24 protein-coding genes are annotated in these 25,149 nt (G+C 71.1%); 12 read left to right on the forward strand and 12 right to left on the reverse strand.

What is annotated here, in order from left to right; genetic code table 11:
• Window positions 1–332 precede the first annotated feature (332 nt).
• Window positions 333–2,687, forward strand: a complete 2,355-nt coding sequence (gspD, locus tag MFF64_RS03850; RefSeq protein ID WP_238189710.1) for a type II secretion system secretin GspD — start codon at window positions 333–335, stop codon at window positions 2,685–2,687.
• A gap of 384 nt (window positions 2,688–3,071) precedes the next feature.
• Here the strand turns inward: gspD and MFF64_RS03855 are convergent, their stop codons facing one another.
• Genes MFF64_RS03855 through MFF64_RS03865 form a run of 3 tightly spaced genes read right to left on the reverse strand, consistent with a single transcriptional unit; the run spans window position 3,072 to window position 5,203 of the window.
• Window positions 3,072–3,593: a hypothetical protein gene (locus MFF64_RS03855; protein ID WP_099902779.1), complete on the reverse strand. Its 522-nt coding sequence runs from the start codon at window positions 3,591–3,593 to the stop codon at window positions 3,072–3,074.
• Window positions 3,594–3,605: 12 nt separating this feature from the next.
• A complete protein-coding gene (locus tag MFF64_RS03860; RefSeq protein WP_099902781.1) occupies window positions 3,606–4,127 on the reverse strand; it encodes a GspMb/PilO family protein in 522 nt (173 codons plus the stop codon).
• A gap of 2 nt (window positions 4,128–4,129) precedes the next feature.
• Complete coding sequence (locus MFF64_RS03865) at window positions 4,130–5,203, reverse strand: hypothetical protein (protein WP_238189712.1); 1,074 nt, start codon at window positions 5,201–5,203, stop codon at window positions 4,130–4,132.
• Between the two features lie 159 nt (window positions 5,204–5,362).
• Here MFF64_RS03865 and MFF64_RS03870 point away from each other — a divergent pair, with 159 nt between their 5' ends.
• The 3 genes from MFF64_RS03870 to MFF64_RS03880 all read left to right on the forward strand — a co-directional run bounded on the left by MFF64_RS03870 (window position 5,363) and on the right by MFF64_RS03880 (window position 8,691).
• Window positions 5,363–7,093, forward strand: a complete 1,731-nt coding sequence (locus MFF64_RS03870; protein ID WP_238189714.1) for a GspE/PulE family protein — start codon at window positions 5,363–5,365, stop codon at window positions 7,091–7,093.
• Entirely contained in the window at window positions 7,094–8,308 is a 1,215-nt protein-coding gene (locus tag MFF64_RS03875) for a type II secretion system F family protein (RefSeq protein ID WP_099904809.1), read from the forward strand.
• Window positions 8,309–8,400: 92 nt separating this feature from the next.
• Window positions 8,401–8,691 carry a hypothetical protein gene (locus tag MFF64_RS03880; protein ID WP_099904816.1) on the forward strand — a complete coding sequence of 97 codons (291 nt, stop codon included), beginning with the start codon at window positions 8,401–8,403 and terminating at the stop codon, window positions 8,689–8,691.
• A gap of 47 nt (window positions 8,692–8,738) precedes the next feature.
• Here MFF64_RS03880 and galU read toward each other — a convergent pair whose 3' ends face one another.
• Window positions 8,739–9,605 (reverse strand): UTP--glucose-1-phosphate uridylyltransferase GalU, encoded by an 867-nt coding sequence (gene galU, locus MFF64_RS03885; protein WP_099904811.1) that lies wholly within the window; start codon window positions 9,603–9,605, stop codon window positions 8,739–8,741.
• A gap of 179 nt (window positions 9,606–9,784) precedes the next feature.
• Between galU and galE the strand changes: the two genes are divergently transcribed.
• The 3 genes from galE to MFF64_RS03900 all read left to right on the forward strand — a co-directional run bounded on the left by galE (window position 9,785) and on the right by MFF64_RS03900 (window position 12,841).
• Window positions 9,785–10,777 (forward strand): UDP-glucose 4-epimerase GalE, encoded by a 993-nt coding sequence (galE, locus tag MFF64_RS03890; protein WP_099904814.1) that lies wholly within the window; start codon window positions 9,785–9,787, stop codon window positions 10,775–10,777.
• A gap of 3 nt (window positions 10,778–10,780) precedes the next feature.
• Complete coding sequence (locus MFF64_RS03895) at window positions 10,781–11,965, forward strand: lytic murein transglycosylase (protein WP_238189716.1); 1,185 nt, start codon at window positions 10,781–10,783, stop codon at window positions 11,963–11,965.
• Between the two features lie 78 nt (window positions 11,966–12,043).
• Complete coding sequence (locus MFF64_RS03900) at window positions 12,044–12,841, forward strand: aldolase (RefSeq protein ID WP_099904726.1); 798 nt, start codon at window positions 12,044–12,046, stop codon at window positions 12,839–12,841.
• On the opposite strand, the gene MFF64_RS03905 is transcribed toward MFF64_RS03900, so the two are convergent.
• From MFF64_RS03905 to MFF64_RS03935, 7 genes are all read right to left on the reverse strand, one after another.
• Window positions 12,829–13,251: a DUF4267 domain-containing protein gene (locus tag MFF64_RS03905; protein ID WP_099904723.1), complete on the reverse strand. Its 423-nt coding sequence runs from the start codon at window positions 13,249–13,251 to the stop codon at window positions 12,829–12,831. The genes MFF64_RS03900 and MFF64_RS03905 overlap by 13 nt on opposite strands.
• A 316-nt stretch (window positions 13,252–13,567) precedes the next feature.
• The gene (locus MFF64_RS03910; RefSeq protein WP_099904721.1) at window positions 13,568–14,578 is read right to left on the reverse strand and encodes a zinc-binding alcohol dehydrogenase family protein; all 1,011 of its coding nucleotides are present in this window, start codon (window positions 14,576–14,578) and stop codon (window positions 13,568–13,570) included.
• Between the two features lie 103 nt (window positions 14,579–14,681).
• Entirely contained in the window at window positions 14,682–15,464 is a 783-nt protein-coding gene (locus MFF64_RS03915) for a transporter substrate-binding domain-containing protein (RefSeq protein ID WP_099904719.1), read from the reverse strand.
• Between the two features lie 19 nt (window positions 15,465–15,483).
• Window positions 15,484–16,212, reverse strand: coding sequence for an amino acid ABC transporter ATP-binding protein (locus MFF64_RS03920; RefSeq protein WP_099904717.1), 729 nt, complete (start codon window positions 16,210–16,212; stop codon window positions 15,484–15,486).
• Entirely contained in the window at window positions 16,196–16,849 is a 654-nt protein-coding gene (locus MFF64_RS03925) for an amino acid ABC transporter permease (protein ID WP_238189719.1), read from the reverse strand. Before MFF64_RS03925 ends, MFF64_RS03920 begins: the two co-directional genes overlap by 17 nt.
• Before the next feature lie 14 nt (window positions 16,850–16,863).
• On the reverse strand, window positions 16,864–17,547 hold the full coding sequence (locus MFF64_RS03930; RefSeq protein WP_238189721.1) for an amino acid ABC transporter permease: 684 nt from the start codon (window positions 17,545–17,547) through the stop codon (window positions 16,864–16,866).
• Window positions 17,544–18,695 (reverse strand): mannitol dehydrogenase family protein, encoded by a 1,152-nt coding sequence (locus tag MFF64_RS03935; RefSeq protein ID WP_099899916.1) that lies wholly within the window; start codon window positions 18,693–18,695, stop codon window positions 17,544–17,546. The genes MFF64_RS03930 and MFF64_RS03935 overlap by 4 nt, the downstream gene beginning before the upstream one ends.
• Window positions 18,696–18,895: 200 nt before the next feature.
• On the opposite strand from MFF64_RS03935, the gene MFF64_RS03940 reads away from it, so the two are divergent.
• Entirely contained in the window at window positions 18,896–19,858 is a 963-nt protein-coding gene (locus tag MFF64_RS03940; protein WP_238189723.1) for a GntR family transcriptional regulator, read from the forward strand.
• Window positions 19,859–20,166: 308 nt separating this feature from the next.
• The gene (locus tag MFF64_RS03945; RefSeq protein ID WP_099899914.1) at window positions 20,167–21,651 is read left to right on the forward strand and encodes a TolC family protein; all 1,485 of its coding nucleotides are present in this window, start codon (window positions 20,167–20,169) and stop codon (window positions 21,649–21,651) included.
• A gap of 146 nt (window positions 21,652–21,797) precedes the next feature.
• Here MFF64_RS03945 and MFF64_RS03950 read toward each other — a convergent pair whose 3' ends face one another.
• Window positions 21,798–22,235, reverse strand: a complete 438-nt coding sequence (locus MFF64_RS03950) for an Lrp/AsnC family transcriptional regulator (protein ID WP_099899912.1) — start codon at window positions 22,233–22,235, stop codon at window positions 21,798–21,800.
• A gap of 134 nt (window positions 22,236–22,369) precedes the next feature.
• Between MFF64_RS03950 and rocF the strand changes: the two genes are divergently transcribed.
• From rocF to MFF64_RS03965, 3 genes are all read left to right on the forward strand, one after another.
• Entirely contained in the window at window positions 22,370–23,308 is a 939-nt protein-coding gene (gene rocF / locus MFF64_RS03955) for an arginase (protein ID WP_099899910.1), read from the forward strand.
• Entirely contained in the window at window positions 23,309–24,361 is a 1,053-nt protein-coding gene (ocd, locus tag MFF64_RS03960) for an ornithine cyclodeaminase (protein WP_238189725.1), read from the forward strand.
• Window positions 24,362–24,865: 504 nt separating this feature from the next.
• Entirely contained in the window at window positions 24,866–25,009 is a 144-nt protein-coding gene (locus MFF64_RS03965) for a hypothetical protein (RefSeq protein WP_165795529.1), read from the forward strand.
• Window positions 25,010–25,149 lie beyond the last annotated feature (140 nt).

Here is a 25,149-nt window from a genome sequence, read left to right on the forward strand (position 1 = left end):
GTTCGACGAAAGTGCCGCGTATACCCGGTGATCGCCGAGCGTCTTCCCGGCAGTCGATCGTCCGGGGACGACAGTCCGCAGCTGCCTTGACCCAGTATGATCTGGTCAAAGCCGCGAGCGGACGGCTCCGGTTTCCTCAGCTATGCGTTGCTGACGTTGAGCCGAGAAGCCGAATGGATGCAGGATCGCTTCGGCATGCTGCATGCGGAGGCTGCCTGTCGGCAGGCGGGCATTGCCCGATACGGGCCACCCGGGCGCCCTCAACTCACCGTTAACCATAACTCTCCTAACGTTCGCCCCATCGGCGAGCGGGTGACGGGGACGGCGGGGTGATGATGAGAGGTGCGCCTGTCCTCGCCCTGGCGCTCGCCTGCGGCTGGCCGCTGACCGCCCGCGGCGCCGAGCCCCTCGGGTATTCCGGGCCACGGGATACCGGCGCCCTGGTCCTGCGCGGCGACGACCGCCTGATCGCCGGCGAGGCCCCGGCCCGGGAGCCGATCGCGGGCGGGCCGGTGAGCCTCAACCTCGTCGAGGTGCCGCTGCCGGTGGCCGCCAAGGCGGTCTTCGCCGACACGCTCGGCTGGGGCTACAGCCTGGACGACCGCGCCTCCGGCACCATGACCCTGCAGACCGGCGGGCCGGTGAGCCGTGAGGCGCTGCTGCGGATGTTCGAGACGGCTCTGGCGAGCCGCGGCCTGTCGCTGCGCCGACACGGCCGCAGCGTCCAGATCGTGCCCGCGGGCGCCACGCCCGACATCCGGCCGGTCCAGGGCGCGGGCGCCGAATCGGGCGCGGTCGCGGTGCCCCTGCGCTGGATCTCGGCCGCCGAGATGCAGGCGATCCTGAGTTCGGTGGCGCCGCGCGAGGTGGTGCTGCGGGCCGACCGGGCGCGCAACCTGCTGATCCTCTCCGGCGACGCCAACCAGATCCGGACCTTGCGCCAGACCATCGCGGTGTTCGACGTCGACTGGATGCGCGGCATGTCGACCGCGATGGCGCCGGTGCGCAGCTCCAACCCGGTGGCACTCGCCCGCGACCTGACCCAGATCTTCGGCGGCGAGACCGCCGGCACCGGCGACGTGATCCGCTTCATCCCCAACGAGGCGCTGAACGCGATCCTGGTGGTCAGCTCCCGCGCCGCCTATCTCGACCGCGCCCGGGCGCTGCTCGAGCAGCTCGAGACCCTCGCCGCCGACCGCGAGCGCCAGCTCTTCGTCTACCGGATCCAGAACCGCTCGGCGAAGGAACTCGCCGCCGTGCTGCAGGGCGTGGTCATGGCGGAGATGGGCGGCGCCTACGGTGCGTCGGGGACGGGAGGTTACGGCAGCTACGGCGGCTCCTACGGGGCCGCGTCCGGCGGCTACGCCATGGGTGGCTTCGGAGGCACCGGGGGCCCGGGTGGCCTGGGTGGTGGCTTGGGTGGCGGGCTGGGTGGCGGCTTGGGCGCCACGGGGGGCGGAGCCGCCGGCGGCGGGACGTTGGGTGGTGGCATGTCGGGCGGCGCCTCCCCGTCGAGTTCCGGCTGGGCCTCGGGCGGATCCGCCGGCGATCCCGGCGCCGGCGGGGTGGGGTTCGGCGGCGCGGCGGGCGGGCTCGGGACCGGTGGGGGCTTCGGTGGCGGCACCTATGGCGGGGGAGGCTATGGCGGGGGCTTCGACACGACTTTCGCGGGCGGCGCCGGGATGCGGCGGGACGCCATCGGCATCGTCGCGGACGACGCCAACAACAGCCTGGTGATCTCGGCCACCCGCAACCAGTACGACAAGATCCTGCGCATCCTCGGCCGCCTCGACGCGATGCCGACGCAAGTCCTGCTCGAGACTGTCATCGCCGAGGTGACCCTCAACGACAGCCTGGCCTTCGGCGTGCAGTGGTTCCTCAAGGAGAGCGGCAGTCGCTTCAACCTCGCCAGCATCGACACCGACAAGGCGGCCAAGGCAGCGGCGACGAGGGGTACCACGGGCCTGATCGCCTCGGCGATCCGCGGCGTACCGGGCTTCAACTACCTGCTCGCCGGGACCGATTTCAACGTGGTGCTGAACGCGCTCCAGGGCGTGGCCCGCGTCAACGTCATCTCCTCGCCCAACATCACGGTGCTCGACAACCGCACCGCCAAGCTCCAGGTCGGCGACCAGGTCCCGATCATCAAGCAGTCGGGCCAGAGCGCGCTCACCGCCGGCGCGCCGATCCTGAACCAGATCGAGATGAAGGATACCGGCGTGATCCTCTCGGTCACGCCGCGGGTGAACAAGAACGGCCTCGTCGTGCTCGACATCAACCAGGAGGTCAGCGACGTCGTCCCGACCACGACCTCGCAGATCGACTCGCCGACGATCCGCCAGCGCCGGGTCGCGACGAGCGTCGCGGTGAGCGACGGTCACAGCCTCGCCATCGGCGGCATGGTGCAGGAGAAGGCGCAGATCACCAACGAGAACCTGCCGGTGCTGAGCGACCTGCCGGTGATCGGCGCGGCGTTTCGCAACCGGGTCGACCAGCGGGTCCGGACCGAACTCCTGGTGTTCATCCGCCCCCGGGTGATCCGCGGCACCGTCGAGGCCGACCGCATCGCCGAGGATTTCCGCCATCAGTTCCGCGCGATGATGCCGGTCCGCCCGGTGCTGCCGCCCCCGCCCCTGCCGACGGCGCATCAAGGCTCGCAGGGCATCTTGCGGCGGATGCTGGATTGACGGGCGATTCAGCAGGACAGGGAGATGGTGACAAGATCCCTGGCGCTCGGCGATGCTCTGCGCGCAAGTTTCGAATGGACGATCTCGCGGTCCGCGCGATCAATTCTCCCCTGCAGAGGCCGGGCTGTCCGGGGCAGCCTTCGGGATGAGAATGGCGCGGGATATACCCTTTTCCACGTGGGAGAGGGGCCAGGCGCGGTTCGGGTGTGTGATGTGTCGCAACGGCACGTCCCTACCGATCCCGTCCGAATCGGCAGCGGTCCGGCGTGACTGTCTTCGCCCGCGCACCGAAGCGGGCATGGTAGCCTTGGAGTGCAACAGTTTGCGTCGCGCGTGCTTCGCGGCACGCCGGTGATGGCGGCGCTGGCCCGACAACTGCACCCCTCACCGCCGCAGCGCCGGCCCCGCCTCCGCCACCGGCTTCGCGCCCACCGGCCGCAAGGTCGCCGGGTCGCCGAGGAAGGTCGCGACGTAGTGGCGTTCGCCCTGGATCAGGGTGACCTGATCGCGCCCGACCGCGGTGACCCGCCAGTCGCCCCTCCCCTCGCCGCGGGCGAGCCACGCTTGCGTCCCGCTGCCGTCGTCGATCAGCGCCCGGGCGACCGCGCCGTCGAGCAGGATGCCGCGCACGGTCAGCACAGGCCGCGGCGGGTCGCCGTCCAGGATGTCGCGCGGGCCCCGGGCGGTCCAGGGGCGCCGGCCGGGATCGAAGAGCGGGCGCTGCAATGCGGTCTCGTCCGGGGCCTGAACCGGGGCGGCGGCGCGGCGCGGTGCGGGCGCGGGGCCTCCGTCGACCGGCCAGGCGAAGGCGGCAAGCATGGTGCAGGCAGCGAGGCCGCAGGCGACGCGGGGCCCGCGCCCGGTCGACGCCAGGGTGGCGCCCAGATGGGGTCCGATCCGTCGCACGGCGTGGCCTCCTCACGGCGCGGGCTTGGTGGCCGGGGCCGGCAGCAGCACGCCGCGCACCGTGAGGTTCAGGCGCATCACGGTGGCCCGACCGATCTCGGGATCGGCCGGGCGCTCGACGCTGAGCTCGGCCTCTTCCGGCACGATCAGAGGGGCACCCGTCTCGAGGGCCTGGAGCAGGCCGTGCAGGCCCTCCGCGCTGCCGCGCAAGGACGCCGACAGGCGCGGCAGGGTCGGACGCGCCGGGTCCGGCTGGATTCCGGCCCCGTCGACCGTTGCCGTCCGTTCCCCCGCGAGCGTGTCGAGGCGGGCCCGGAAGGCGGCGACGAGGCCGGCCTCGTCCGCGGCAGCGAGCGGCGCCGGCACCGGCGGAGCGGCGGCGGCGGCTTGCGCCCGGGCCAGGCGGTCGCGGGCGAGCGCGATGTCGTCCGCGACGCCGAGCGCATCGAGCACCGGCCCGGTGCCGAGGGCGGCGGCGAGAGCAAGGCCGGCGAGGCCGAGGAGCAGCGGCCGCCCGGCGAGGGGAAGCGCCATCCTCACGGCCGGGCTCCGGTCATGCGGCGCGGCAGCGCCACGACGATGCGCTGGCCGCCCTCCACCGGGACGGCCTGGCGCAGCTCGGGAGTACCGAACCCTGGCAGCTGCGCCAGCGCCGCGAGAACAACCGGCCCGTCGGGAGCCACGAGCGTCAGTTCGAGCCCGGCCGCGGTGAGGCGCAACATCTCGGCCGACACCGTGCCCGGCAGGGCCGCCGCGACCGAGTCCCAGACCCGCGCCAGGGGGATTCCGCGCTCGGCCACGATCGCGGCGGCCCCCGCCTGGACTGCCGGCGGCAGGCCGGAGGCCGCCGCCCGGCGGGCGGTCGCGAAGGCGTCGTCGAGGGCCGACAGCGTCGCCGCCTGGTGCTGGCGCAGGCCGAGGAAGGCTCCGATGAGGCACAGGCCGGTCGCCGCCACGAGGACGAGGTTGCCTGCGCTGCGCAGCAGCGCCGGCAGGGCGTGATGCCCGCTCGACAGGAGATCGACCGGCATCGTCCGGTCTTCCGCCGGCCCGACCGCGACGACGCTCGCCGTCAGCCCCGCCTCCGCCAAAGCCGCCAGCAGGGGGCCGAGGCGGGCGCGCTTGAGCACCACGTGGCGCACCCGCAGGGTGCGGGTCTCCGGGTCCTCGCTCTCGACGTACCAGTCGCTGAACACCTGGTCGGCGCGGAACGGGGTCGCGGCCTCGAGTTCCTGGGCCAGCACCGCGCGCATCCGCGGCAGGGCGACACCCGGCAGGTCCAGGGTGCGGATGAAGCAGGCGGCGGGATCGACGACGATCTTCGCCCGTCCCTCCGGCTGGCCGCCCCGGATCGCGGCGATCTGGTCGGCGAGGTCGTCCGCCTGGATGTCGAGGCGGTAGGTCCGGTCCTGCCCGTCGCGCCGGTCGATCACCATGAGGCCGGTCTCGTTCGGCGCCCCGAGCCGCACGGTCAGCAAAGCCGGCTCGCGGTCGGTCCGGGCCTCGGTGAGGCCGAGAAGATGCGAGGCGGCGTCGACGCCGGAGCGGAGCGAGGCCTCGACCGACGACAGCAGCCCCTGGGCCGGGGACGGGAGGGATGACGCGCGCAAGACCGGTCGGCTCCGGCGCCCGCACGGCTGCGGCGGGCGTCGCAAAGATGTCTAACGCCGCGATATTTCCGTCCGCTTAAGGACGTGGCGCGAGAATGGCTCCCTGCGGCAGCGCGCCGGATCCACTTTCCTCGTGCGGGCTTTCTCTGGGGCAGGACGATGCTGAGCATCTGGGCGGGCAAGACCCGGCCGCGACGGGCGCGGGCCGACCGGCGCGACGCAGCCCGCAGCCGCACCGACGACCTGCGCGCCTTCGTCGACCGTCTCGCCGAGAGCGAGGTGCTCGATGCTGCCGGCCACGAGCGGGCGCTCGCCGCCCTCGACGGACCCGGCCGGCGCCCCCTGCCCCTGCTGCTCACCGAACTCGGCCTCGTCCACGAGGCGACGCTGGTCACCGCCCTCTCGGAGGCGACCGGCCTGCCGATCCTGCGCCAGGAGGACTTGCCGGCCGAGCCGGTCATGCCGGAATCCCTCTCGCCCGATTACTGCGCCCGCGCCCGCGTGCTGCCGCTCGCCGTCGAACCCGACCGCCTCGTCGTCGCCCTGGTCGACCCGTTCGACGGCGAGACCGGCCAGGCCCTGGAGCACCTCGTCGACCGGCGGGTGGCCTTCCGCCTCGTCGGCCCGGGCAGCTTCGAGCGGGCGCACCGCGCCGTCTACGGCGACGTCGCCGAGGAGGGCGAGGCGGGGAGCGACGACGACCTCGCCCGGCTCGCCGACGTGGCGAGCCAGGCGCCGATCGTGCGGCTCGCCGCCCGCCTGGTGCGCAAGGCCTTCGAACTCTCGGCCTCCGACATCCACCTGGAGGCGGAGGAGGCCGACATGCGGGTGCGCTACCGGGTCGACGGCGTCCTGGTCGAGTCCGAGCGGCTGGCGAAGTCGGCACAGCTCGCGCTCACCACCCGCATCAAGATCCAGGCCGGCCTCAACATCGCCGAGCGGCGCCTGCCCCAGGACGGGCGCATGCAGGCCCCCGACCGCGGCCAGGAGGTCGATATCCGCGTCTCGACCCTGCCGACCGCCCACGGCGAGAGCGTGGTCCTGCGCGTCCTCGACGGCTCGCGCCGGGTCGAGGATTTTTCCGCGCTGGGCTTCGACGCGGCGGCGATCAGCGAGATCGCCGCGATGACGAGCCGGCCGAACGGCCTCGTCCTCGTCACCGGCCCGACCGGATCGGGCAAGACCACGACGCTCTACGCGGCCTTGCGCCGGATCAATGGTCCGCACCTCAAGGTCGTCACTGTCGAGGACCCGGTCGAGTACCGTATGGCGGGGGTCAACCAGGTCCAGGCCCATCCGGGCATCGGCCTCGACTTCGCGGCGGCGCTCCGCTCGATCCTGCGCCAGGACCCGGACGTGGTGATGGTCGGCGAGATCCGCGACGGCGAGACCGCCCGCATCGCCGTGCAGGCGGCGCTGACAGGCCACCTCGTCATCTCGACGCTGCACACCAACTCCGCCCCCGCCACCGTGACCCGGCTGATGGACATGGGCATCGAGCCGTACCTGATCGCCGCGACCCTCAACGGCGTGGTGGCCCAGCGCCTGGTGCGCCGGCTCTGCGGCGCCTGCGCCGAGGCGACGCCGGCGACGCCGCGGGAACGCCTGCGCCTCGGCATTCCCCCCGAGGTCCCCGTGAGCCTCAAGCGCGCTCGCGGCTGCGCGGCCTGCAACGGCACCGGCTATCGCGGCCGGATGGTCGCCTCCGAGATCATGACCCTCGACGGCGACCTGCGCGGTCTGATCGCGAATCGCGCCGACGAGCAGACCCTGACCGCCCGGGCCCGCCATGCGGGCATGACGGGGCTCGCCGACAGCGCGCGGGCGCGGGTGCTCGACGGCGACACGACCCTCGACGAGGTCGGGCGGGTGCTGGAAGGCACGTCGTAAATGCCGCGCTTCGCCTACAAGGCCTATGCGGGAGACGGGCGCGCCCGCGCCGGCAGGATCGAGGCCGAGACCCGCCAGCGAGCGGTGGCGCGCTTACGCGCCGACGGGCTCCAGGTCTACGAGATCGCGCAGGTGGCGGCCGGGCCGGCGCCGTTCTGGCGCCGTGACCTGTTCGGGCGCGACCGGGTCAACGACGCCGCCCGCGTCGCCTTCCTGCGCGAGTTCGGCACGCTGGTCGGCGCCGGCCTCACCGTCGACCGCGCCTTGCGCCTGGTCGAGCGCCAGGCCGGGCCGGCCCTGAAGCCGGTCCTCGCCGACTTGCTCGAGCGGGTGGTGGCCGGCGCCTCGCTGTCGCGGGCGATGGCGGCCCATCCGCAGGCCTTCCCGCGCGACATGGTCGACATCGTGCGCGCCGGCGAGGCCACCGGGACGCTCGTCGACGTGGTCGGCTCGCTCACCGCCTCGGTCGAGCGCCGCGACGCGGTCAGGCGCCACCTGATCTCGGCAATGATCTATCCGGCGCTGCTCGTCGCGATGGCGGTCGGCACCGTGGCGATGATCGTCGGCGTGCTGGTGCCGGCGCTTAGCCCCCTCTTCGAGGGCAGCGGCCAGGCGCCGCCCTTCGCGATCCGCGCCGCCGCCTGGCTCGGCGAGACGCTCTCGGCCACCTGGCCCGCCCTCCTCGGCGGCCTAGCGCTCGTGATCCTCGGGCTCGCCCGGGCGTGGCGGCTGCCCGGTTTCGCGGCGGCCCGGGCGCGGCTGGCGCTCCGCCTGCCGCTGGTCCGCGAGATCGTGGTCGGTATCGAGTGCGGCCGGTTCTGCCGGGTGCTCGGCACCCTGCTCGTCGCCCAGGTGCCGATCCCCGACGCGGTGGCGGCGACGCGGCCGCTCGCCGGCAACCGGGTGTTTCGCCGCGCCCTCGACGAGGCCGGGCAGCGGCTCGCCGAGGGCGGCAGCCTCGCCTCGGGGCTCTCGTCGCTCAAGCCCTACGCCGCCTCGACCCTGAACCTGATCGCCAGCGGCGAGCAGGTGAACCGCCTCGGCAGCGTCCTCATCCACGCCGCCGAGATGCACGAGACCGAGACCCGCCAGCGCATCGACCGCCTGCTCGCCCTGCTCACCCCCCTGGTGACGGTGGCGATCGGCGGCCTGATCGGCGGGCTGATCATCTCGGTGATGGGGGCGATCCTGAGCGTGGGGCAATTGACGCAGTAGGGGTGGCGGATCCGGGAACGAAGTCCGCGCGTTGGCCGCGCTCCTGACCGGGAAAGCGCCGCGCCGTGTCCGCCGACCGCCGACATTCTTCGATTCTACTCGCGGCCTGCATTGTCTCGGCCGCGCCGACCGGTGCGCTCGCCCAAGGGCGCCCCTCCACCCTCGACATGACCTGCCGCCAAGCGCGAAGCTTGCTCGCGGCTCAGGGCGCCGCGGTGCTCGGCACCGGCGGCTACACCTATGACCGCTTCGTGCGCGACCGCAGCTTCTGCGAGCCGACGCAGATCACCAAGAACGCCTTCGTGCCGACCCGCGACACGCCGGAATGCCTCGTCGGCTACCGCTGCATCGAGCCCGGTCGCGACTGGTTCGACGACGAATAGGCCGGCCTCGCGCCCGGGGCCTGAGCCGGGCGCGAGGCCGGACGGCGTCAGCCCTTCTTCAGCAGCGCCTCGATCTCCTGCTTGAGCGCGTCGCGCAGCTCCGGCCGCTCCAGGCCGTAGGCAAGGTTTGCGACCAGGAAGCCGAGCTTCGAGCCGGTGTCGTAGGTCTTGCCGCGATAGTGCATGCCGTAGAACTTCTGCGTCTCCGACAGGCGCTTCATGCCGTCGGTGAGCTGGATCTCGCCGCCTGCGCCGCGCTCGCCGCGCTCGAGAATCGAGAAGATCTCCGGCTGGAGGATGTAGCGGCCCGAGATGATGTAGTTCGACGGCGCCGTGCCCTTCGGCGGCTTCTCGACCATGCCGGTGATCTCGAAGGTGTCGCCGAATTCCTGGCCGACGCTGACGATGCCGTACTGGTGGGTCTGGTCGGGGGCGACCTCCTCGACCGCGATGATGTTGCCGCCGTGCTGGTCGTAGGCCTTGAGCATCTGCACCATGCTGCCGCGGCTGAGCATGTCGGGCAGGATCACCGCGAAGGGCTCGTCGCCGACGATCTCGCGGGCGCACCACACGGCGTGGCCGAGGCCGAGGGGCTCCTGCTGGCGGGTGAAGCTGGTCTGGCCGGCGGCCGGGAGATCCTTCTTCAGCGCCTCGTAGGCCTCCTGCTTGCCGCGCTCCTGCAGGGTGCGGTCGAGCTCGTAGGAGATGTCGAAATGGTCCTCGATCACCGCCTTGCCGCGGCCGGTGACGAAGATGAAGTGCTCGATCCCGGCCTCTCTGGCCTCGTCGACCACGTGCTGGACCACCGGACGGTCGACGACCGTCAGCATCTCCTTGGGCACCGCCTTGGTCGCCGGCAGGAAACGGGTGCCGAGGCCCGCGACCGGGAGGACGGCTTTGCGAATGCGTTTCATCGTGCGTGATCCAGTGAACACCGAGGAGCTGCCGGACCGCCCGGCGGGAACGGGCGCGGCCGGGCTTGCGGGCCCGGCAGACCTCCTCCCTGCGGGTAGCCTTGCCACCGGACAGCTTAATTGACGCTGAAGCATTGCGGGTTATGGATCAACCCATCTCACGCCGGGGAGCGAGCGGAATGGCGGTACTTGTCACGGGCGGCGCCGGCTACATCGGCAGCCACATGGTGCTCGCTCTGATCGACGCCGGACACGACGAAGTCGTGGTCCTCGACGATCTCTCGACCGGCTTCGACTGGGCGCTGCCGCCGGAAGTCACGCTGGTGCGCGGCGACGTCGCCGACCAGACCCTGGTGGCCGAGACCATCCGCCGGCACAACATCGACGCGCTGGCGCACTTCGCCGCCAAGATCGTGGTGCCGGATTCGGTGTCGGATCCTCTCGGTTACTACCTCGCGAACACGGTCAAGTCGCGCGCGCTGATCGAGGCGGCGATCGGCGCAGGCGTGCGCCACGTGATCTTCTCCTCGACCGCGGCGGTCTACGGCGAGCCGGCGGTCGTGCCCGTGCCCGAGGACCTGCCCCCGAACCCGATCAACCCCTACGGCCGCTCGAAGCTGATGACCGAGTGGATGCTGGAGGACGCCGCCCGCGCCCACGGCATCAGCTACGTGGTGCTCCGCTACTTCAACGTGGCCGGTGCCGATCCGCGCGGGCGCTCGGGCCAGTCGACCCCCAACGCCACCCACCTGATCAAGGTCGCGACGCAGGCTGCGCTCGGCAAGCGCGGTCAGCTGGAGGTGTTCGGCACCGACTACCCGACCCCGGACGGCTCGTGCCTGCGCGACTATATCCAGGTCTCCGACCTCGCGGCGGCCCACCTCGTGGCGCTCAACCACCTGCGCGGTGGGGGGGCAAGCCTGACCCTCAATTGCGGCTACGGCCGCGGCTACTCGGTGCTCGAGGTGATCGACGTGGTGAAGTCGGTCTCCGGCGTCGATTTCCCGGTCAAGCTCTCGCCGCGGCGGGCCGGCGACCCGTCGCGGATCGTCGCCGGGGCGGACCGGATCCGGGCCGAGCTCGGCTGGGTGCCGCAGCACGACGACCTGCGCGAGATCGTGACCCAGGCGCTCGCCTGGGAAGAAGCGCTCGGCCGGCGCAACCGGATCTGATCCATGCTCCCGACCCGCGTCGCCCTTCGCGCTACCCTGGCGCTCGGCGCCGTCATGGTCCTCGCAGCTCCCGTCGGCGCCGGCGATTTCCGGGCCTTCGTCGAGGAGCTCTGGCCGGCAGCCCAGGCGCGAAAGGTCTCCCGCGCGACCTTCGACGCCGCGTTCCGGGGCGTGACCCCGGACCCGGCGGTGCTGGCCCGCCTGCGCCGCCAGGGCGAGTTCGGCCGCCCGGTCTGGGAGTACCTGACGAGCGCCGTCTCGCCCGGCCGCATCGCCCGTGGGCAGGCAGAGGCCGCGCGCCGCGCCGAGACCCTGAGAGCGATCGAGGCGGCTTACGGCGTGCCCGGCCCGGTGCTGCTCGCGTTCTGGGGCATCGAGTCGGATTTCGGCGCCAGTGCCGGCACGGTGCCGGTCGTGCGGGCGCTCGCAACCCTCGCCGAGGCGCGCCACCGCGGCGAGCTGTTTCGCGACGAGCTTCTGGCGGCGCTCGAGATCCTCGAACATCACGATGTGAAGCCGGAGCGGATGCGCGGCTCCTGGGCCGGCGCCATGGGGCAGACGCAGTTCCTGCCCTCCGCCTATCTGAGGGCGGCGGTCGATTTCGACGGCGACGGACGGCGCGACATCTGGGATTCGGCGCCGGACGCGCTGGCCTCGATCGCGAGCTTCCTCAAGCAGGCCGGCTGGCGCCGCGACCTGCCCTGGGGCGTCGCCGTAACCCTGCCGGCGGAGTTCGATCTGGCGCGCCACCGCGGCCCGTTCGCCGACTTCGCCCGGCGCGGGGTGCGAGCGCTCGACGGCGAGGCCCTGCCGGGGTCCGGCGAGGCGAGCCTGTTCCTGCCCGGCGGCGCCGGCGGCCCGGCCTTCCTGATCACCGCCAATTTCGAGGCGATCCGCGCCTACAACACCTCGGATGCCTACGCGCTCGCCGTCGGCCACTTCTCCGACCGGATCGCCGGCGGACCGGCCCTCGCCGCCTCCTGGCCGACCGGCCCCCGCCTCGACCAGGCCGGGCTCACCGCGCTCCAGCGCGGACTCTCCGCCCGCTCGCTCTATGACGGCCCGTTCGATGGCCGTGCGGGTCCGAAGCTGCGCGAGGCGGTGCGGCGCTACCAGATCGCGGAGGGTTTGCCCGCCGACGGCTACGCCACCCCCGCCCTGCTGGAGCACCTGCGCAGCCCGCGCTGACCCCGTGGACGAGCGGCGTGGACAAGCAGGACCGATTTCCGCCAGGATCCGCCGCGACCTGAAGGAGACACGGACACCATGGCTCACGCACTGGGCGCGCCGGCCGGCGAGCGGATTCCCGACGGCCTCAACCAGCCCGACCTCGCCGGGCCCGAGGTGCGCCGGGCCAAGGAGGAACTGGCGGCCTGCTTCCGCATGGCGGCCCGCCACGGCCTGGAAGAGGGCATCTGCAACCACTTCTCGGCGATGGTGCCGGGCTACGACGATCTCTTCATCGTCAATCCCTACGGCTACGCCTTCGCGGAGCTCACCGCCTCGAAGCTGCTGATCTGCGACTTCCACGGCAACGTCGTGGCGGGCGATGGCCAGCCGGAGGCCACCGCCTTCTACATCCATGCCCGCCTGCACAAGCGCCTCCCGCGGGCGCGCGTGGCGTTCCACACCCACATGCCCTACGCCACCGCCCTCTCGATGACCGAGGGCGATCCCCTGATCTTCGCCGGGCAGACCGCGCTGAAGTTCTACGGCCGCACCGCCTTCGACCGGAACTACAACGGCCTCGCCCTCGACGAGCGCGAGGGCGACCGCATCGCCGACAGCGTCGGGGATGCCGACATCGTGTTCATGAAGAACCACGGCGTGATGGTGCTCGCGCCCACCATCGCGGAGGCCTGGGACGACCTGTACTACCTGGAGCGCGCGGCGGAGGTGCAGGTGCTCGCCCTCTCGACCGGCCGCCCGGTCCTGCCGGTCGATCCCGCCATCGCCGAGGCGGCCTACCGCCAGATGCGCGAGGGCGATCCCGAATCGGCCCGCCTCCACCTCGCGGCGGTGCGCCGGCGGCTCGACCGGGAGGAGCCGGACTACGCGGCCTGACCGCGACCGGAGAGCCACAGGGCGATGAGCGCCAGCACGGCGGCGCTCAGCCCGTGCAAAGCCACCTGCCACCACGTCGCGGTGCCGGCGGACAGGATCAGGACCAGGTCGCAGGCCGGGATCACGAGGCTCGCCCCCAGCACGATCGCCACGGCGCGGCGGGTCGAGAGCAGGGCGAGGCCCGCGAGGTAGAGCGCGAGAGCGGCGTCGCGCGCCCCGATCGCCCGGAGGTAGGTTTGGCCGAGGCCGGCGGGCGCCGGCACGCCGTAGATCAGCGCGCCGAGACCCGGCGCCGCCAGGAACAGGGCGCCGAGGGTGAGGAACACCAGCGCCAGGGCCAGCACGGCCCAGAGACGCAGGTCCGAGGGGGCGAGGCGGCCGTTTCCGGCGGTGGGGCTGCGCAGATGCATTCCGCCGGCATGCCGGAACGGGCTCCCGGGCGCCTTCACCTGAGTTGCGGCCGCGCGTATCGCCCCAAGACGCGCGGAGGCATTCGTCTCGGACATCATGTGCACTGACATCGACACTGCCCAATGTCGTTCCGGGCCCCGCTGCGCGGCCCCGGAATGACGAGGAGGGTGTCATATCCTCGCGCCTTCGCATCGCCGTGCCGATGCGAAGGCGACCGGCGCCTCAGCGCCGGCGCCCGTTCGGGCTTGCCTGGCACCGTCGAACGCGTCCGTTCGCAGGCGCGGCGGTATCAATCCAGCGGGAGATAATCGGCGTCTACAGCTCGAGGATCGCCTTGATCACCCCCGCCTCCGGCCGCAGCCAGTCGCGGAACAGCTCCGGCCCGTCCGCCAGCGCCCCGCGATGGGTGCGCAGAGCCTGGGTCGGCACCCGGCCGGCCTGCATCTGGCGCACGACCTCGGCGAAGTCGTCCGGTTGAGCGTTGCGGCTGGCGAACAGGGTGGTCTCGCGCTTGTGGAACTCGGGATCCGAGAACACGATGTCGTCGCGCACCACGCTCACCAGTACGTAGCGCCCGCCATGGCCGACGAAGCCGAATCCGCGCTGCATCGCCGCGCGGTTGCCGGTGCAGTCGATCACGCAATCGTAGAAGTCGCCGGAGGTGGCGGCCCCGGCCTTCGCCTCGGCCTCGTCATCGGCCAGCAAGAGGGCGTCGGCGCGAAGGGCGTCTTGCGTGAAGGCGAGCCGATCCTCGCGCAGGTCCATCACCGTGACGTGGGCGCCGCGTGCCTTGGCGAAGATCACCGCCGACATGCCGATCGGCCCCGAGCCGACCACCAGCACGCGGTCCGCAGGCGAGATGCCGCCGCGCTTCACACCGTGGGCGCCGATCGCCAGGAACTCGATCATCGCGGCGTCGTCGAGGGGCGTGTCGCCCACCGGCACGACGTTCCGGGCTGGCACGCTGATCAGCTCGGCCATGCCGCCGTCGCAATGGACGCCGAGCACGCTGATGTTCTGGCAGGCATTGGTCACGCCCTTGCGGCAGGCAACGCAGTGCCCGCAGGACAGGTAGGGCACGATGTAGCAGTTCTGGCCTGCTTCGAGCCCGCTCCCGGCGGGCGCCCGCTCGATCGTGCCGGAGAGTTCATGGCCCATCACCCGCGGATATTGCAGGAACGGGTGCTTGCCCTGGTAGATATGGAAATCCGTGCCGCAGATGCCGACCCGGCGGATGCGTACCAGCGCCTCGCCCTCGGCCGGGACCGGCTCGGGCCGCTCGGTCACACGCAGCCGGCCCGGCTCGTCGCAGAGGAGCACCTTCATGGGATGGGTCTTTCAAGAGAATTGATGCGGGAAGGACTGGCGGTGAGAAGATCAGGCGCTGTTCCCCTCTTCCGTGTGGGAGAGGGGATCCCGCGTCCTTTGACTACGCCAGCATCTCGGCCGGCAGGTCGCTGCCGTGGTACTTCTTGTAGATCGCGTTGAGCTGGCCGTTGCGCAGGTTCTTGCGCACCCACTCGTTCAGCGCCATCTGGAGCTTGGCCTCGCCCTTGCGCAGCCCGATCGCGTAGGGGAAGGTCCGCATCACGATCTTGGTCTCGAACGGCGCCGGCGGATTGCGGGTGTTGGCGGTGTTCATCACCTGCGGCGAGGTCGCCACCATGTCGACCTGGCCCGAGACCATCGCGGTGATCAGCGTGGCGTCGTCGTCGTAGCGCACCATCTGGGCGCCCTGGGCGCGGACCGTCGCCTCCTTGTCGTTGGTGCTGCCGCGCGTGGTGCCAAGGCGCTTGCCGACGACTGCCGCGTAATCCTTGACCTCGCGGCCCTTCGGCCCGGCGATCACCGCCTGGATCACCCCGTAGGGATCCGAGAAGTCGATCACCTTCTGGCGCTCCTCGTTCACGCTGAACGAGGCGATGACCATGTCGGCCTTGCCGGTGAGCAGGAACGGCACCCGGTTCGGGCTCGTGACCTGCACGATCTCGAGTGGCATCTCCCACTCGGCGGCGAGCAGCCGCGCGGTCTCGACGTCGGAGCCGGTCGGCTGCATCGCGGCGTCGGTCATGCCGAAGGGCGGCGAGCCGAGATCGAGGGCGACGAGCAGCTTCTTGCGGCTCTTGATCGTGTCGAGCGTGTCGGCCAGGGCCGGCATCGCCAGGGTAGAGGCCGCCGCGAGGCCGCCGGCCAGGAAGGTCCTGCGCTTCATCCCCAAATCTCCTCTGATCTTACAGCCCGCTGCCGACGAAGTCGCGCAATTCGGGCGTGCGTGGGTTGTCGAGGTCGCGGCCGGGCAGGGTCTCCCAGACCCGGCCCTGGCGCATGTAGATGACGGTGCCGGCGACGCGCCGGGCGAAGCCCATCTCGTGGGTGACCAGGATCATGGTCATGCCGCCGCGGGCGAGATCCTCCATGACCTTCAGCACTTCCGAGGTGAGCTGCGGGTCGAGGGCGGAGGTGACCTCGTCGAACAGCATCACCTGCGGCTGCATGGCGAGCGAGCGGGCGATGGCGACGCGCTGCTGCTGCCCGCCGGAGAGCTGCTCGGGGTAATGCTCCGCCTTCTCGGCGAGGCCGACCCGGGTCAGGCAGTCCATCGCGATCTCACGGGCTTCCTTGCGCGTGATGCCCTTCACGCAGGTCGGCGCCAGCATGATGTTCTGGAGCGCGGTGAGGTGCGGGAAGAGGTTGTAGCTCTGGAAGACGATGCCGACCGAGAGCCGCAGCGCCCGCTTGTCGAGGGTGGGCGCGTGGATCGCGTGGCCGCAGACCTCGATCGCCCCCTCCTCGATCGTCTCGAGGGCGTTGATGCAGCGGAGCGCCGTGGATTTTCCGGAGCCGGACTGCCCGATCAGCGCCACCACCTCGCCGCGGCCGACCTCGAACGAGACCCCGTCCAGGACCTTCAGCGGGCCGAAGCTCTTGTGGACGTTGGCAAGCTTAACGACGGCCGACATTGAGCCTCCTCTCCAGCCCGCGGCTCCAGGCCGACAGCGGGTAGCAGATGGCGAAGTAGAACATCGCCACGGTGACGAAGATGATGAACGGCTGGAAGATCGAGTTGTTGATGAGCTTGCCGGCCTGCGACAGCTCGACGAAGCCGACGACTGAAGCGAGCGAGGTGTTCTTGACGATCTGGACCAGGAAGCCGACGGTGGGGGCGGTGGCGAGGCGCATCGCCTGCGGCAGCACGACCCGGGTCAGGCGCTGCCAGCGCGACATCGCCAGGCACTCGGCCGCCTCCCACTGGGTCTTCGGCACCGCCTCGATGCAGCCGCGCCAGATCTCGCCGAGGAAGCCCGAGGCGTAGATCGTGAGCCCGGCGCCCGCCGCGATCAGCGCCGGCAGCTGGTCGAAGCCCGCGATGGCGAGGCCGAAATAGATCATGAACAGCAGGATCAGCAGCGGCGTGCCCTGCACCACCTGCACGTAGGCCGACGCGAGGCCCCGCACGACGCGGTTCTGCGAGATGCGGGCGAGCGCGACGCCGAAGCCGAGGAGGCCGCCGCCGATGAAGGCGATGGCGGAGAGCGCCAGCGTCCAGCCCGCCGCCTGAAGCAGGAACCAGAGGTGCTGGGGTCCGAAAGTGGGCATCGTTCCCCTCCCCGCTAGAGGGCCGTGCCGAGCTTGCGCCGGCGGGTGAAGACGAGGAGGCCGAAGCCCCAGAAGGCCCAGCGCACGACGAAGGACAGGGCGAGGTAGACGAGGCCGACGACGATGTAGGTCTCGAAGCTGCGGAAGGTGTCGGACTGGATGCGGTTCGCCACCGCCGTCAGCTCCTCGGCCGAGATCTGCGAGCAGATCGACGAAGCGAGCATCAGCAGCACGTACTGGCTGACCAGCGCCGGATAGACCCGCTCGATCGCCGGGCGGAGCACCACGTGCCAGTAGATCTGGCGGCGGTTCAGCCCCAGGCACTCGCCGGCCTCGATCTGCGCCTTGTGGATGCTCTCGATCCCGGCGCGCATGATCTCGCAGGTATAGGCCACGACGTTGACGACGAGCGCGAGCACCGCCGCCATGGTGGCGTCGACCCGCAGGCCTAGCACCGCGATGCCGAAATAGACCAGGAAGATCTGAACCAGCAGCGGCGTGTTGCGGATCACCTCGACATAGGCGCCGACGAGCCGCTTCAGCCAGGGCGGGCCATCGGCCCGGGCGATGGCGCAGAGCGCGCCGCCGACGAAGCCGAGCACCGTCGCCACCGCCGAGAGCTGAAGCGTCAGCCAGACGCCGGCGGCGAAGTCGCGCCAGTACGGCAGCAGGGACGCGAAGTCGAACTGGTAGGTCATGCCGCGTCCGCTCGCGGGTAGGCGGCGGCGAGGGCCCGCAACACCGGCGCCGCCGGCGATGCACCGGCCTCCTCGACCCAGGCCAGGAAGGCGTGGATCCGGCGCTCGACCTTCTGGACGTGGTTCTGGGCGATGTCGGCGATGCGGTGGTTGAGGTACGGGTTGAGGAAGCGGTCGAGGGTGGCGGTGACGTAGGCCTTGGCCTCCGCCTCCATCCCGCGGACGGCGAAGCCCGGCACCACCTCGTCGCGGTAGAGCGCATCGAGGCGCGCCCGGATCGTCGGATCGGCCAGGATCTCGCGTACGGTCTCGGCCTCGGGCCGGCCCTCGCGCTGCCAGATCTCGGCCAGGACCGTGTGGCCGAGATTGAGGATGTGCAGCTTCAGCCGCTCGAACGGCTCCAGGTCGTCGGCGAGCACGATGCAGGGATGCTCGCAGGGGAGCGCGAGGCCGGGCCGGCGCTCGATCGCCCACAGGGCGTAGGGCTCGGCCACGGCGCCGACCGGCTCGATCGGCTCGGAGACGATGCGATCGACGAGGGTGTCGGTGACGATCACGCTCTCGCGCAGCCAGCTCCGAAAATCCTCCGGCAGGCCGGCTTGCGCCGCGAGGTCCAGGACCAAGCCCTGCAGCACCCGGCCGTTGCGGTTGATCAGCTCGCAGGGCAGCACCGTGAGCGGCCGTCCGCCCGCCTGCCAGCGGCGGTAGAGGAGCTGGGTCAGCTTGGCCGGAAAAGAGACCGGGGGACGCGCCTCGACCCACCCCGTGCCACGATCGGCCGCAGGAATCGCGTATCCGGTATCGCCGGTATTCGAGAGGACGATCTCGGCTTCCTCGACGAACAGGGCCGTCACGGCGTCCCAGTCGGTCGTGGCCGAGAGGCCGCGGTCGATGCTGGTGACGGTGACCTGCCGCTCGACCGGGGCGCCGTCCTCGATGCCGCGGATGAGGACCGGATAGCCCTCGGGCGCCCCGAAGGCGGCGACGCGCCCGGCACGGGAGGCCGCGCCCGACGTCTGCACCACCGCGACCGGGCCGACCGCCTGGCCGGCCTCGCGCGCCTCGTGGATGAAGAGGTCGGCATGGGCCTGCAGGAACCGACTGGTGCCGAACTGGACGACCCGCCGGGTCTTGAGAGCGGCGCTCACGCGGAACGCGCCGCACAGGCGGAGATGCTGCCGATCGGTGCCAAGGGCGTGTCCTCACCAGGTGGGGTTTATGTATTATCATGCATAAAGAACCGGACTGCTCAGGCTGTCAAATAGTTTTTTATGTGCGAAAAACCGACGCGATGCGGATGGACGGGGGCCTGGCCGGCGTGCTGGAATCGCGCCCTCGGGAGGGCGGGATGCGGGCGAACACGGTCCACAAGCGAGCCTACAACCAGTGCCTGTCCTCGCTGGCGACGCGGCAACTCGGGCCCTGGTGCGCCTCGGAGGCCGACCTCTCCGAGGCGCTGGAGGTCAGCCGCACCACGGTGCGCGGCGTGCTGGCGGGCCTCGCTGCGGCCGGCATCGTCGGGACGGACGGGGCGCGGCGTCGCCTGATCCGCCATCCGGTGCCGGAGGACTACTTCCCGGGCCTCGAGACCGAGACGGTGGCGGAGGCCGTCGAGCGCAAGTTCATGCAATGGGTGCTGCAGGGCGATTGCCGCCCGGGCCAGGTGGTCAACACCGCGGAGCTGGCACGCCTGTTCGGTGTCTCGACCACGGCAGTGCGGGAATACCTGACCCGGTTCAGCCAGTTCGGGCTGCTGAAGCGGCGCGAGAACAGCGGCTGGATCTTCGCCGGGGTGACGCCGGACTTCGCCGCCGAGATCTACGAGATCCGCGAGATGTTCGAGCTGCGCTCGGCCCGCCGCTTCGTCGAGCTGGCGCCGGATTCGCCGGCCTGGGCCGAGCTCGCGGCGATCGAGCGCGAGCATCATGTCCTGCTCGCCGAGATCGACGCGCGCTATCGCGACTTCTCACGCCTCGACGAGCGGTTGCATCGGCTGATCCACGACGCCTCGTGCAACCGCTTCATCCGCGACTTCTACGACGTGATCTCGATCATCTTCCACTACCATTACCAGTGGGACAAGTCGGACGAGAAGGAGCGCAACCGCGTCGCCCTGCGGGAGCACCTGGACTACATCGCCGCCCTGCGCTCCCGCGACCTGCGCCAGATCGACCAGACCTGCCGGGCCCATTTGCGCACCGCCCGGGCGACCCTGCTGCGCTCGATCGCGGTCGGCCCGCTGGGCGGTGCGCCGGCGTGGCCGCGCGGGTCGGACGCGGAGGCCGGCGAGGTACGTCCGCCTGCCGGATGACGCTTCGGCGTTTTGGACCGTGACCTGGCGATCAAGTATTTGTCAGTCTTTATATCGGGTGTTTCGAATCACCGCCGCCAGATCAATGTGTCATGGATGGGATGCTCCTCGTCATATCGATTTTGCTGGCGCAGCAGACCTGCAAATCAGAAGTCATCCCCACGATCGGTGGTGCGATGGCGGTTGTGCGTCCGTAGGTAAGGCTTCGTTCACCCTGTTGCGCGAAGAAGAGAGTGGCCGTTCGCAGAGTCGTCACCGGGCCGAACCCTGGGGAGGCGGCCTTCCCTCCCCAATCTATCGGAGATCAGATGTCGGTGCGGCGCGCGAGGGTGGAGAGGCTGGGCTGCGTCCTGGCGATCCTGGCGGGCTCCGCGGGCACGGTCCGGGCGCAGAGCCTCGAGGAGGCTTCGGCGGCAGCGCTCGAGTCGAGCTTCGTGCTGCGGGCCGAGCGGGCGCGTCAGGACGGGGCCGAGGAGCGCCTGCGCGGTGCCATCGACGCCTTCATGCCCACCGTCGCCTTCACGGCCGACCGGCCGCTGAGGAGCCGCATCACCTATTCGCCGGATGCCGCACCTCCGGTGGTCGGGCTCGACGCGACGCCGCGGCGGGCGCCGACGGTGGTCGGGATCACCGCGAGCCTGCCGCTGTTCGACGGGTTCCGGCGCTGGAACGGCTATGAGACGGCCCGCACGCTCGCCGAATCGGGCCGGCTGCTCCTGATCGGCCGGCGCCAGCAGGTGCTGCTCGATACCGCCATCGCCTATATCGTGGTCCTGCGCGACACCCGGATCCTGGCCGCCCGGGACGCGCAGCTCGTCGCGATCCAGCGCATCGCCGCCTTCACCGACAAGCAGTTCGAGCTCAACGACGCGACCCGCACCGACGTGGCGCTCGCCCGCTCGCGGGTGCAGGAGGCCGAGGCGCTGCGGATCCGGGCCCAGGCCGACCTCACGGCGTCCCGGCTGGAGTTCACCCGGCTCACCCGGATGGCGCCGGAACGGATGCTGCCGCCACGCCTGCCCGACGGGCTGCCGCGCAGCGCCGACGCCTATGCCGAGCTGGTGCGCAAGGCCAATCCCGACATCGCGGCGTTCCAGCTCGAGGCGGAGGCCGCGGGCTACCAGGCCAAGGCGGCGTTCGCGGACCTCCTGCCCAAGGTCAACCTGCAATTCTCGAAGATCGCCCAGCTCGGCTACAGCCCGGTGCTCGACCGGATCACCGACACCACGACCAAGATCGTGGCGACCGTGCCGATCTACGAGCCCGGGAGCCTGCCGCGGATCGGCGAGGCCTCGGCGCTGGCGCGCCAGCGCGGCTACGAGGCGCAGGACAAGGAACTCGCGACCCTCACCGCGGCCCGCATCGCCTTCGCGCGCCGCCAGGCCACCGCCGAGCAATACACCCAGCTGCTCGCCCGGATCCGCGAGTTGCGCGAGACGATGCGGGGCTTCGGCATCGAGCGGGCGGCGGGATTTCGTACCGTCCTCGACGAGCTGAACATCCGCGGCGAGCTCGCCAATGCCGAGGTGGCGGCGGAGATCGTGCTGAACGAGCGCGACGGGCAGTCGCTTCAGCTCGCCGCGGCAGCGGCGCTCCTCGACGCCGCGCCCGGCGGTCCTCCGGCCCGGCGGTTCGAATCGGTCGCTCCCCCGCCGCCACCGGCCCTGCGCCGCTCGCTCGCCGGGGCTCCCGCCGAGGTGGGGCCGGCCCCGCGCGGCAGCGCGGCGGCGGGTGCGAGGCCGGCTTCTGCGCCGGTGCTGCGGGTCTCGCGGGCGGAGCCGGATTCTTGGTAGGGTGTCGGGTCCCGGTGCGAGAGTTGTGCTCGACCCGATAGATGATCTCCCGCAGCATTGACGCCCTCCGGGTCATTCCGGGCTCCGCTGCGCAGCCCCGGATGACGTATTGGATGTGAGATCCGCCGGGAGCAACGACGAAGCCCTTACAATCTCGCCCGCGCACTCCGCGGCGTCGACAGCAGCAGGTGCGTCTCCGAGGTGGTCACGCCCGGCACCAGGCGCACCCGCCGCAGCAGCTCGTCCAGCTCCGGCAGGCTGCCGGCGGCGACCTCCACGACGATGTCCCAGGTGCCGACCGTCGTGTGGACCGAGGTGATCTCGGCGAACCCCTTGAGGGCATCGATCACGTCGCCGGCCTTGCGCCCCTCCACCGCGATCAGCGTGATCCCCCGCACCGCCGCCGGCTGGCTGTCCGCCCGCAGCACCACCGTGTAGCCGATGATCTCGCCGTCGCGCTCGAGCCGGTCGAGCCGCGCCCGCACGGTGGCGCGCGACACCCTCAGGAGCGTGGCGAGTTCCGAGACCGGGCGGCGGCAATCGTGCCGCAGCAAGGTGATGAGGCTCTGGTCGAGGGCATCCATTCCGACACTCTGCGTAATCCTGCCTGCCAGATTGCGCGATCCTGCTGAAAAATCGACCAGCTTCCCCTGTTCAGGGTGACGCAGCCGCGCGCTACGGTCGAGCCGGTCGGCACGATCCAGGCGGGAGCGGACGAGTGGCAAGCGGACATCCGGAAGGGTGCGTCTTGGTCGGAGCGCCGGTGCAGTCGGGCACGAACCGGCTCGGCTGCGACATGGGGCCGAGCGCCTACCGGGCGGCGGGCCTCGCCGAGGCGATCCGCGAACTCGGCATCCCGGTCGAGGATGCGGGCACCATCGCGCCGATGCCCTTCGCGGCACCGCCACACCCGAACCGGGCGATCCATCACCTCGCCGAGACGGCGGGCTGGACGCTGGCGCTCACCGAGGCCGCCTTCCGGCACAGCGCCGCGGCACGGCCGATCTTTCTCGGCGGCGACCACAGCCTCTCGGCCGGCACCGTGGCGGGCATGGCCCGGCGGGCGGAAGCCGAGGGGCGGCCGCTGTTCCTGATCTGGCTCGATGCCCATGCCGACCTGCACACCCTCGACACGACGACGAGCGGGAACCTGCACGGCGTGCCGCTCGCCTACCTCACCGGACGGCCGGGCTTCGAGGGCTATTTCCCACCCCTGAGGGCGGCGCTCGACCCGGCGCGGATCTGCATGTTCGGCCTTCGCAGCGTCGATCCGGCGGAGCGCGGAGCCTTGGGCGGCAGCGGCGCCCGGGTGCACGACATGCGCGACATCGACGAGATCGGAATCGTCGCCCCGTTGCGCGAGTTCCTGCGCGAGGTGACGGCGGCCGACGGCCTGCTCCATGTCAGCCTCGACGTCGATTTCCTCGATCCCGGCATCGCACCGGGGGTCGGCACCACGGTGCCGGGCGGGGCCACCTTCCGGGAGGCCCACCTGATCATGGAGCTGCTGCACGATTCCGGCCTGGTGCGCAGCCTCGACCTCGTGGAGCTCAACCCCTTCCTCGACGAGCGCGGCCGCACCGCCCTGCTGATGACCGACCTCGCCGCCAGCCTGTTCGGCCGCCGCATTCTCGACCGACCGACCCGGAGCTTCTAGATGCCCGCGCTCAACACCGTCCCCTTCGTCAGCGTCGACAACATGATGCGCCTCGTCCACGCGGTCGGGATCGAGGCGATGCTGGCCCGCCTCGCCAGCGCCGTCGCGGAGGATTTTTCGCGCTGGGACGCCTTCCACAAGACGCCCCGCATCGCCGCCCACAGCCCCGATGGCGTCATCGAGCTGATGCCGACGAGCGACGGCCACACCTACGGCTTCAAATACGTCAACGGTCACCCGAAGAACGCCGCCGGCGGGCGCCAGACCGTCACCGCCTTCGGAGTGCTGGCCGACGTCGGCAACGGCTATCCGGTGCTGATCACCGAAATGACCCTGCTGACCGCGCTCCGCACCGCCGCCACTTCGGCCCTGGCCGCTCAGTCCCTCGCGCGGCCGGGCGCGCGCACCATGGCGCTGATCGGCAACGGTGCCCAGGCCGAGTTCCAGGCCCTGGCCTTCCGGGCGCTCCTCGGAGTCGATACGTTACGCCTCCACGACATCGACCCGGCGGCGACCGCCAAATGCCTGCGCAACCTCGCGCGCTTCGGCTTCGACCTCACGGCTTGCGCCAGCACCGCCGAGGCCGTGCGCGGGGCCGACATCGTCACCACCGTGACGGCGGACAAGCGCAACGCCGTGATCCTCGGCGACAACCTGGTCGGGGAGGGGATGCACATCAACGCCGTCGGAGGCGACTGCCCGGGCAAGACCGAGCTGGCGCCGGAGGTGCTGCGCCGCGCCGCCCTCTTCGTCGAATACGAGCCACAGACACGCATCGAGGGCGAGATCCAGCAACTGGCCCCGGACCATCCGGTGACCGAGCTGTGGCGGGTCCTCGCCGGCCGGGCGTCCGGGCGCGCGAGCGCGCGCCAGGTCACGGTGTTCGACTCCGTCGGCTTCGCGATCGAGGACTTCTCGGCCTTGCGCACCGTGCGCGACCTCCTGGCCGAGCACCCCTACTACGAGGATCTCGACCTGCTCGCCGATCCGGACGACCCGCGCGACCTCTTCGGCATGCTGCTGCGGGCAAGCCCGCCGCGTCTCGTCGCCTGAAGCGTCCGCGTTCCGCATCGCCGCGCCGCTGATCCGGACTTTCGAAGATCTGTCGCTGTACCTTCCTGAGCTTGCCCTGTCTTCCAGGCAGGCTTAGCCGCACAGTGTGGTCCGCAGCCTCGGCGTGTTCCGGCAGTCACCTTCGTGGCGATTGCCGGTACCGTCCAGCATGGACGGAAGCGTACCGGAGGGAGAATTACGCCTGGCCGCCGCTGTTCTTGATCAAGACACTCTCTGGGAGCATCGTCTCGCAATCATTTCATCCTGCCGTGGCAGCCGACGGGCCTTCCACGACACGTCATGCACAGGCCTTCCCCAACGAAATTACCTACGCAGTTTTCTTCGCCTCTGCGTAAGGCTTTGTCGATGATCCACTTTCCGGAACCGCTTTGGTTAATGGCCCGTCAAGTGTTCGGCTGCACGTCTCGACACGTTTTGGGACATCTGGCATCTCAAGACTGTCAGCGGGACACGAGACCGGTCCCGGACTTAAGGACAGCCCCAATGAAGACGCTCGACCTGAAGACCCTCGGCACCATCGCTGGCGGGACGATCTGCGCTCCCTGCTGCCCGCCGTGCCCCCCGCCGGCCCCGGTCTGCCCGCCGCCCGCTCCGACCTGCGGCAGCTCCAAGTCCAAGAAGTGCTGATCGCCTTCGCGGCAAGCTGACATCAACGACAATACGCATACTGACAGGAGAGACACCATGAAGAAGCTCGACCTCGGCACCGTCGCCGGCGGCACGATCTGCGCTCCCTGCTGCCCGCCGCCGTGCCCCCCGCCGGCTCC

The sequence above is a fragment of the Methylobacterium frigidaeris genome (genome assembly GCF_022179185.1).
Lineage (GTDB): Bacteria > Pseudomonadota > Alphaproteobacteria > Rhizobiales > Beijerinckiaceae > Methylobacterium > Methylobacterium frigidaeris.

Excerpts from the sequence above, each read along its gene's own strand:
- gspD (WP_238189710.1), top strand. The coding sequence starts at position 333 with ATGATGAGAGGTGCGCCTGTCCTCGCCCTGGCGCTCGCCTGCGGCTGG.
- MFF64_RS03860 (WP_099902781.1), bottom strand. The coding sequence starts at position 4,127 with ATGGCGCTTCCCCTCGCCGGGCGGCCGCTGCTCCTCGGCCTCGCCGGC.
- MFF64_RS03870 (WP_238189714.1), top strand. The coding sequence starts at position 5,363 with ATGCTGAGCATCTGGGCGGGCAAGACCCGGCCGCGACGGGCGCGGGCC.
- MFF64_RS03875 (WP_099904809.1), top strand. The coding sequence starts at position 7,094 with ATGCCGCGCTTCGCCTACAAGGCCTATGCGGGAGACGGGCGCGCCCGC.
- galU (WP_099904811.1), bottom strand. The coding sequence starts at position 9,605 with ATGAAACGCATTCGCAAAGCCGTCCTCCCGGTCGCGGGCCTCGGCACC.
- galE (WP_099904814.1), top strand. The coding sequence starts at position 9,785 with ATGGCGGTACTTGTCACGGGCGGCGCCGGCTACATCGGCAGCCACATG.
- MFF64_RS03895 (WP_238189716.1), top strand. The coding sequence starts at position 10,781 with ATGCTCCCGACCCGCGTCGCCCTTCGCGCTACCCTGGCGCTCGGCGCC.
- MFF64_RS03900 (WP_099904726.1), top strand. The coding sequence starts at position 12,044 with ATGGCTCACGCACTGGGCGCGCCGGCCGGCGAGCGGATTCCCGACGGC.
- MFF64_RS03905 (WP_099904723.1), bottom strand. The coding sequence starts at position 13,251 with ATGCATCTGCGCAGCCCCACCGCCGGAAACGGCCGCCTCGCCCCCTCG.
- MFF64_RS03910 (WP_099904721.1), bottom strand. The coding sequence starts at position 14,578 with ATGAAGGTGCTCCTCTGCGACGAGCCGGGCCGGCTGCGTGTGACCGAG.
- MFF64_RS03915 (WP_099904719.1), bottom strand. The coding sequence starts at position 15,464 with ATGAAGCGCAGGACCTTCCTGGCCGGCGGCCTCGCGGCGGCCTCTACC.
- MFF64_RS03920 (WP_099904717.1), bottom strand. The coding sequence starts at position 16,212 with ATGTCGGCCGTCGTTAAGCTTGCCAACGTCCACAAGAGCTTCGGCCCG.
- MFF64_RS03925 (WP_238189719.1), bottom strand. The coding sequence starts at position 16,849 with ATGCCCACTTTCGGACCCCAGCACCTCTGGTTCCTGCTTCAGGCGGCG.
- MFF64_RS03930 (WP_238189721.1), bottom strand. The coding sequence starts at position 17,547 with ATGACCTACCAGTTCGACTTCGCGTCCCTGCTGCCGTACTGGCGCGAC.
- MFF64_RS03940 (WP_238189723.1), top strand. The coding sequence starts at position 18,896 with ATGCGGGCGAACACGGTCCACAAGCGAGCCTACAACCAGTGCCTGTCC.
- MFF64_RS03945 (WP_099899914.1), top strand. The coding sequence starts at position 20,167 with ATGTCGGTGCGGCGCGCGAGGGTGGAGAGGCTGGGCTGCGTCCTGGCG.
- MFF64_RS03950 (WP_099899912.1), bottom strand. The coding sequence starts at position 22,235 with ATGGATGCCCTCGACCAGAGCCTCATCACCTTGCTGCGGCACGATTGC.
- ocd (WP_238189725.1), top strand. The coding sequence starts at position 23,309 with ATGCCCGCGCTCAACACCGTCCCCTTCGTCAGCGTCGACAACATGATG.
- MFF64_RS03965 (WP_165795529.1), top strand. The coding sequence starts at position 24,866 with ATGAAGACGCTCGACCTGAAGACCCTCGGCACCATCGCTGGCGGGACG.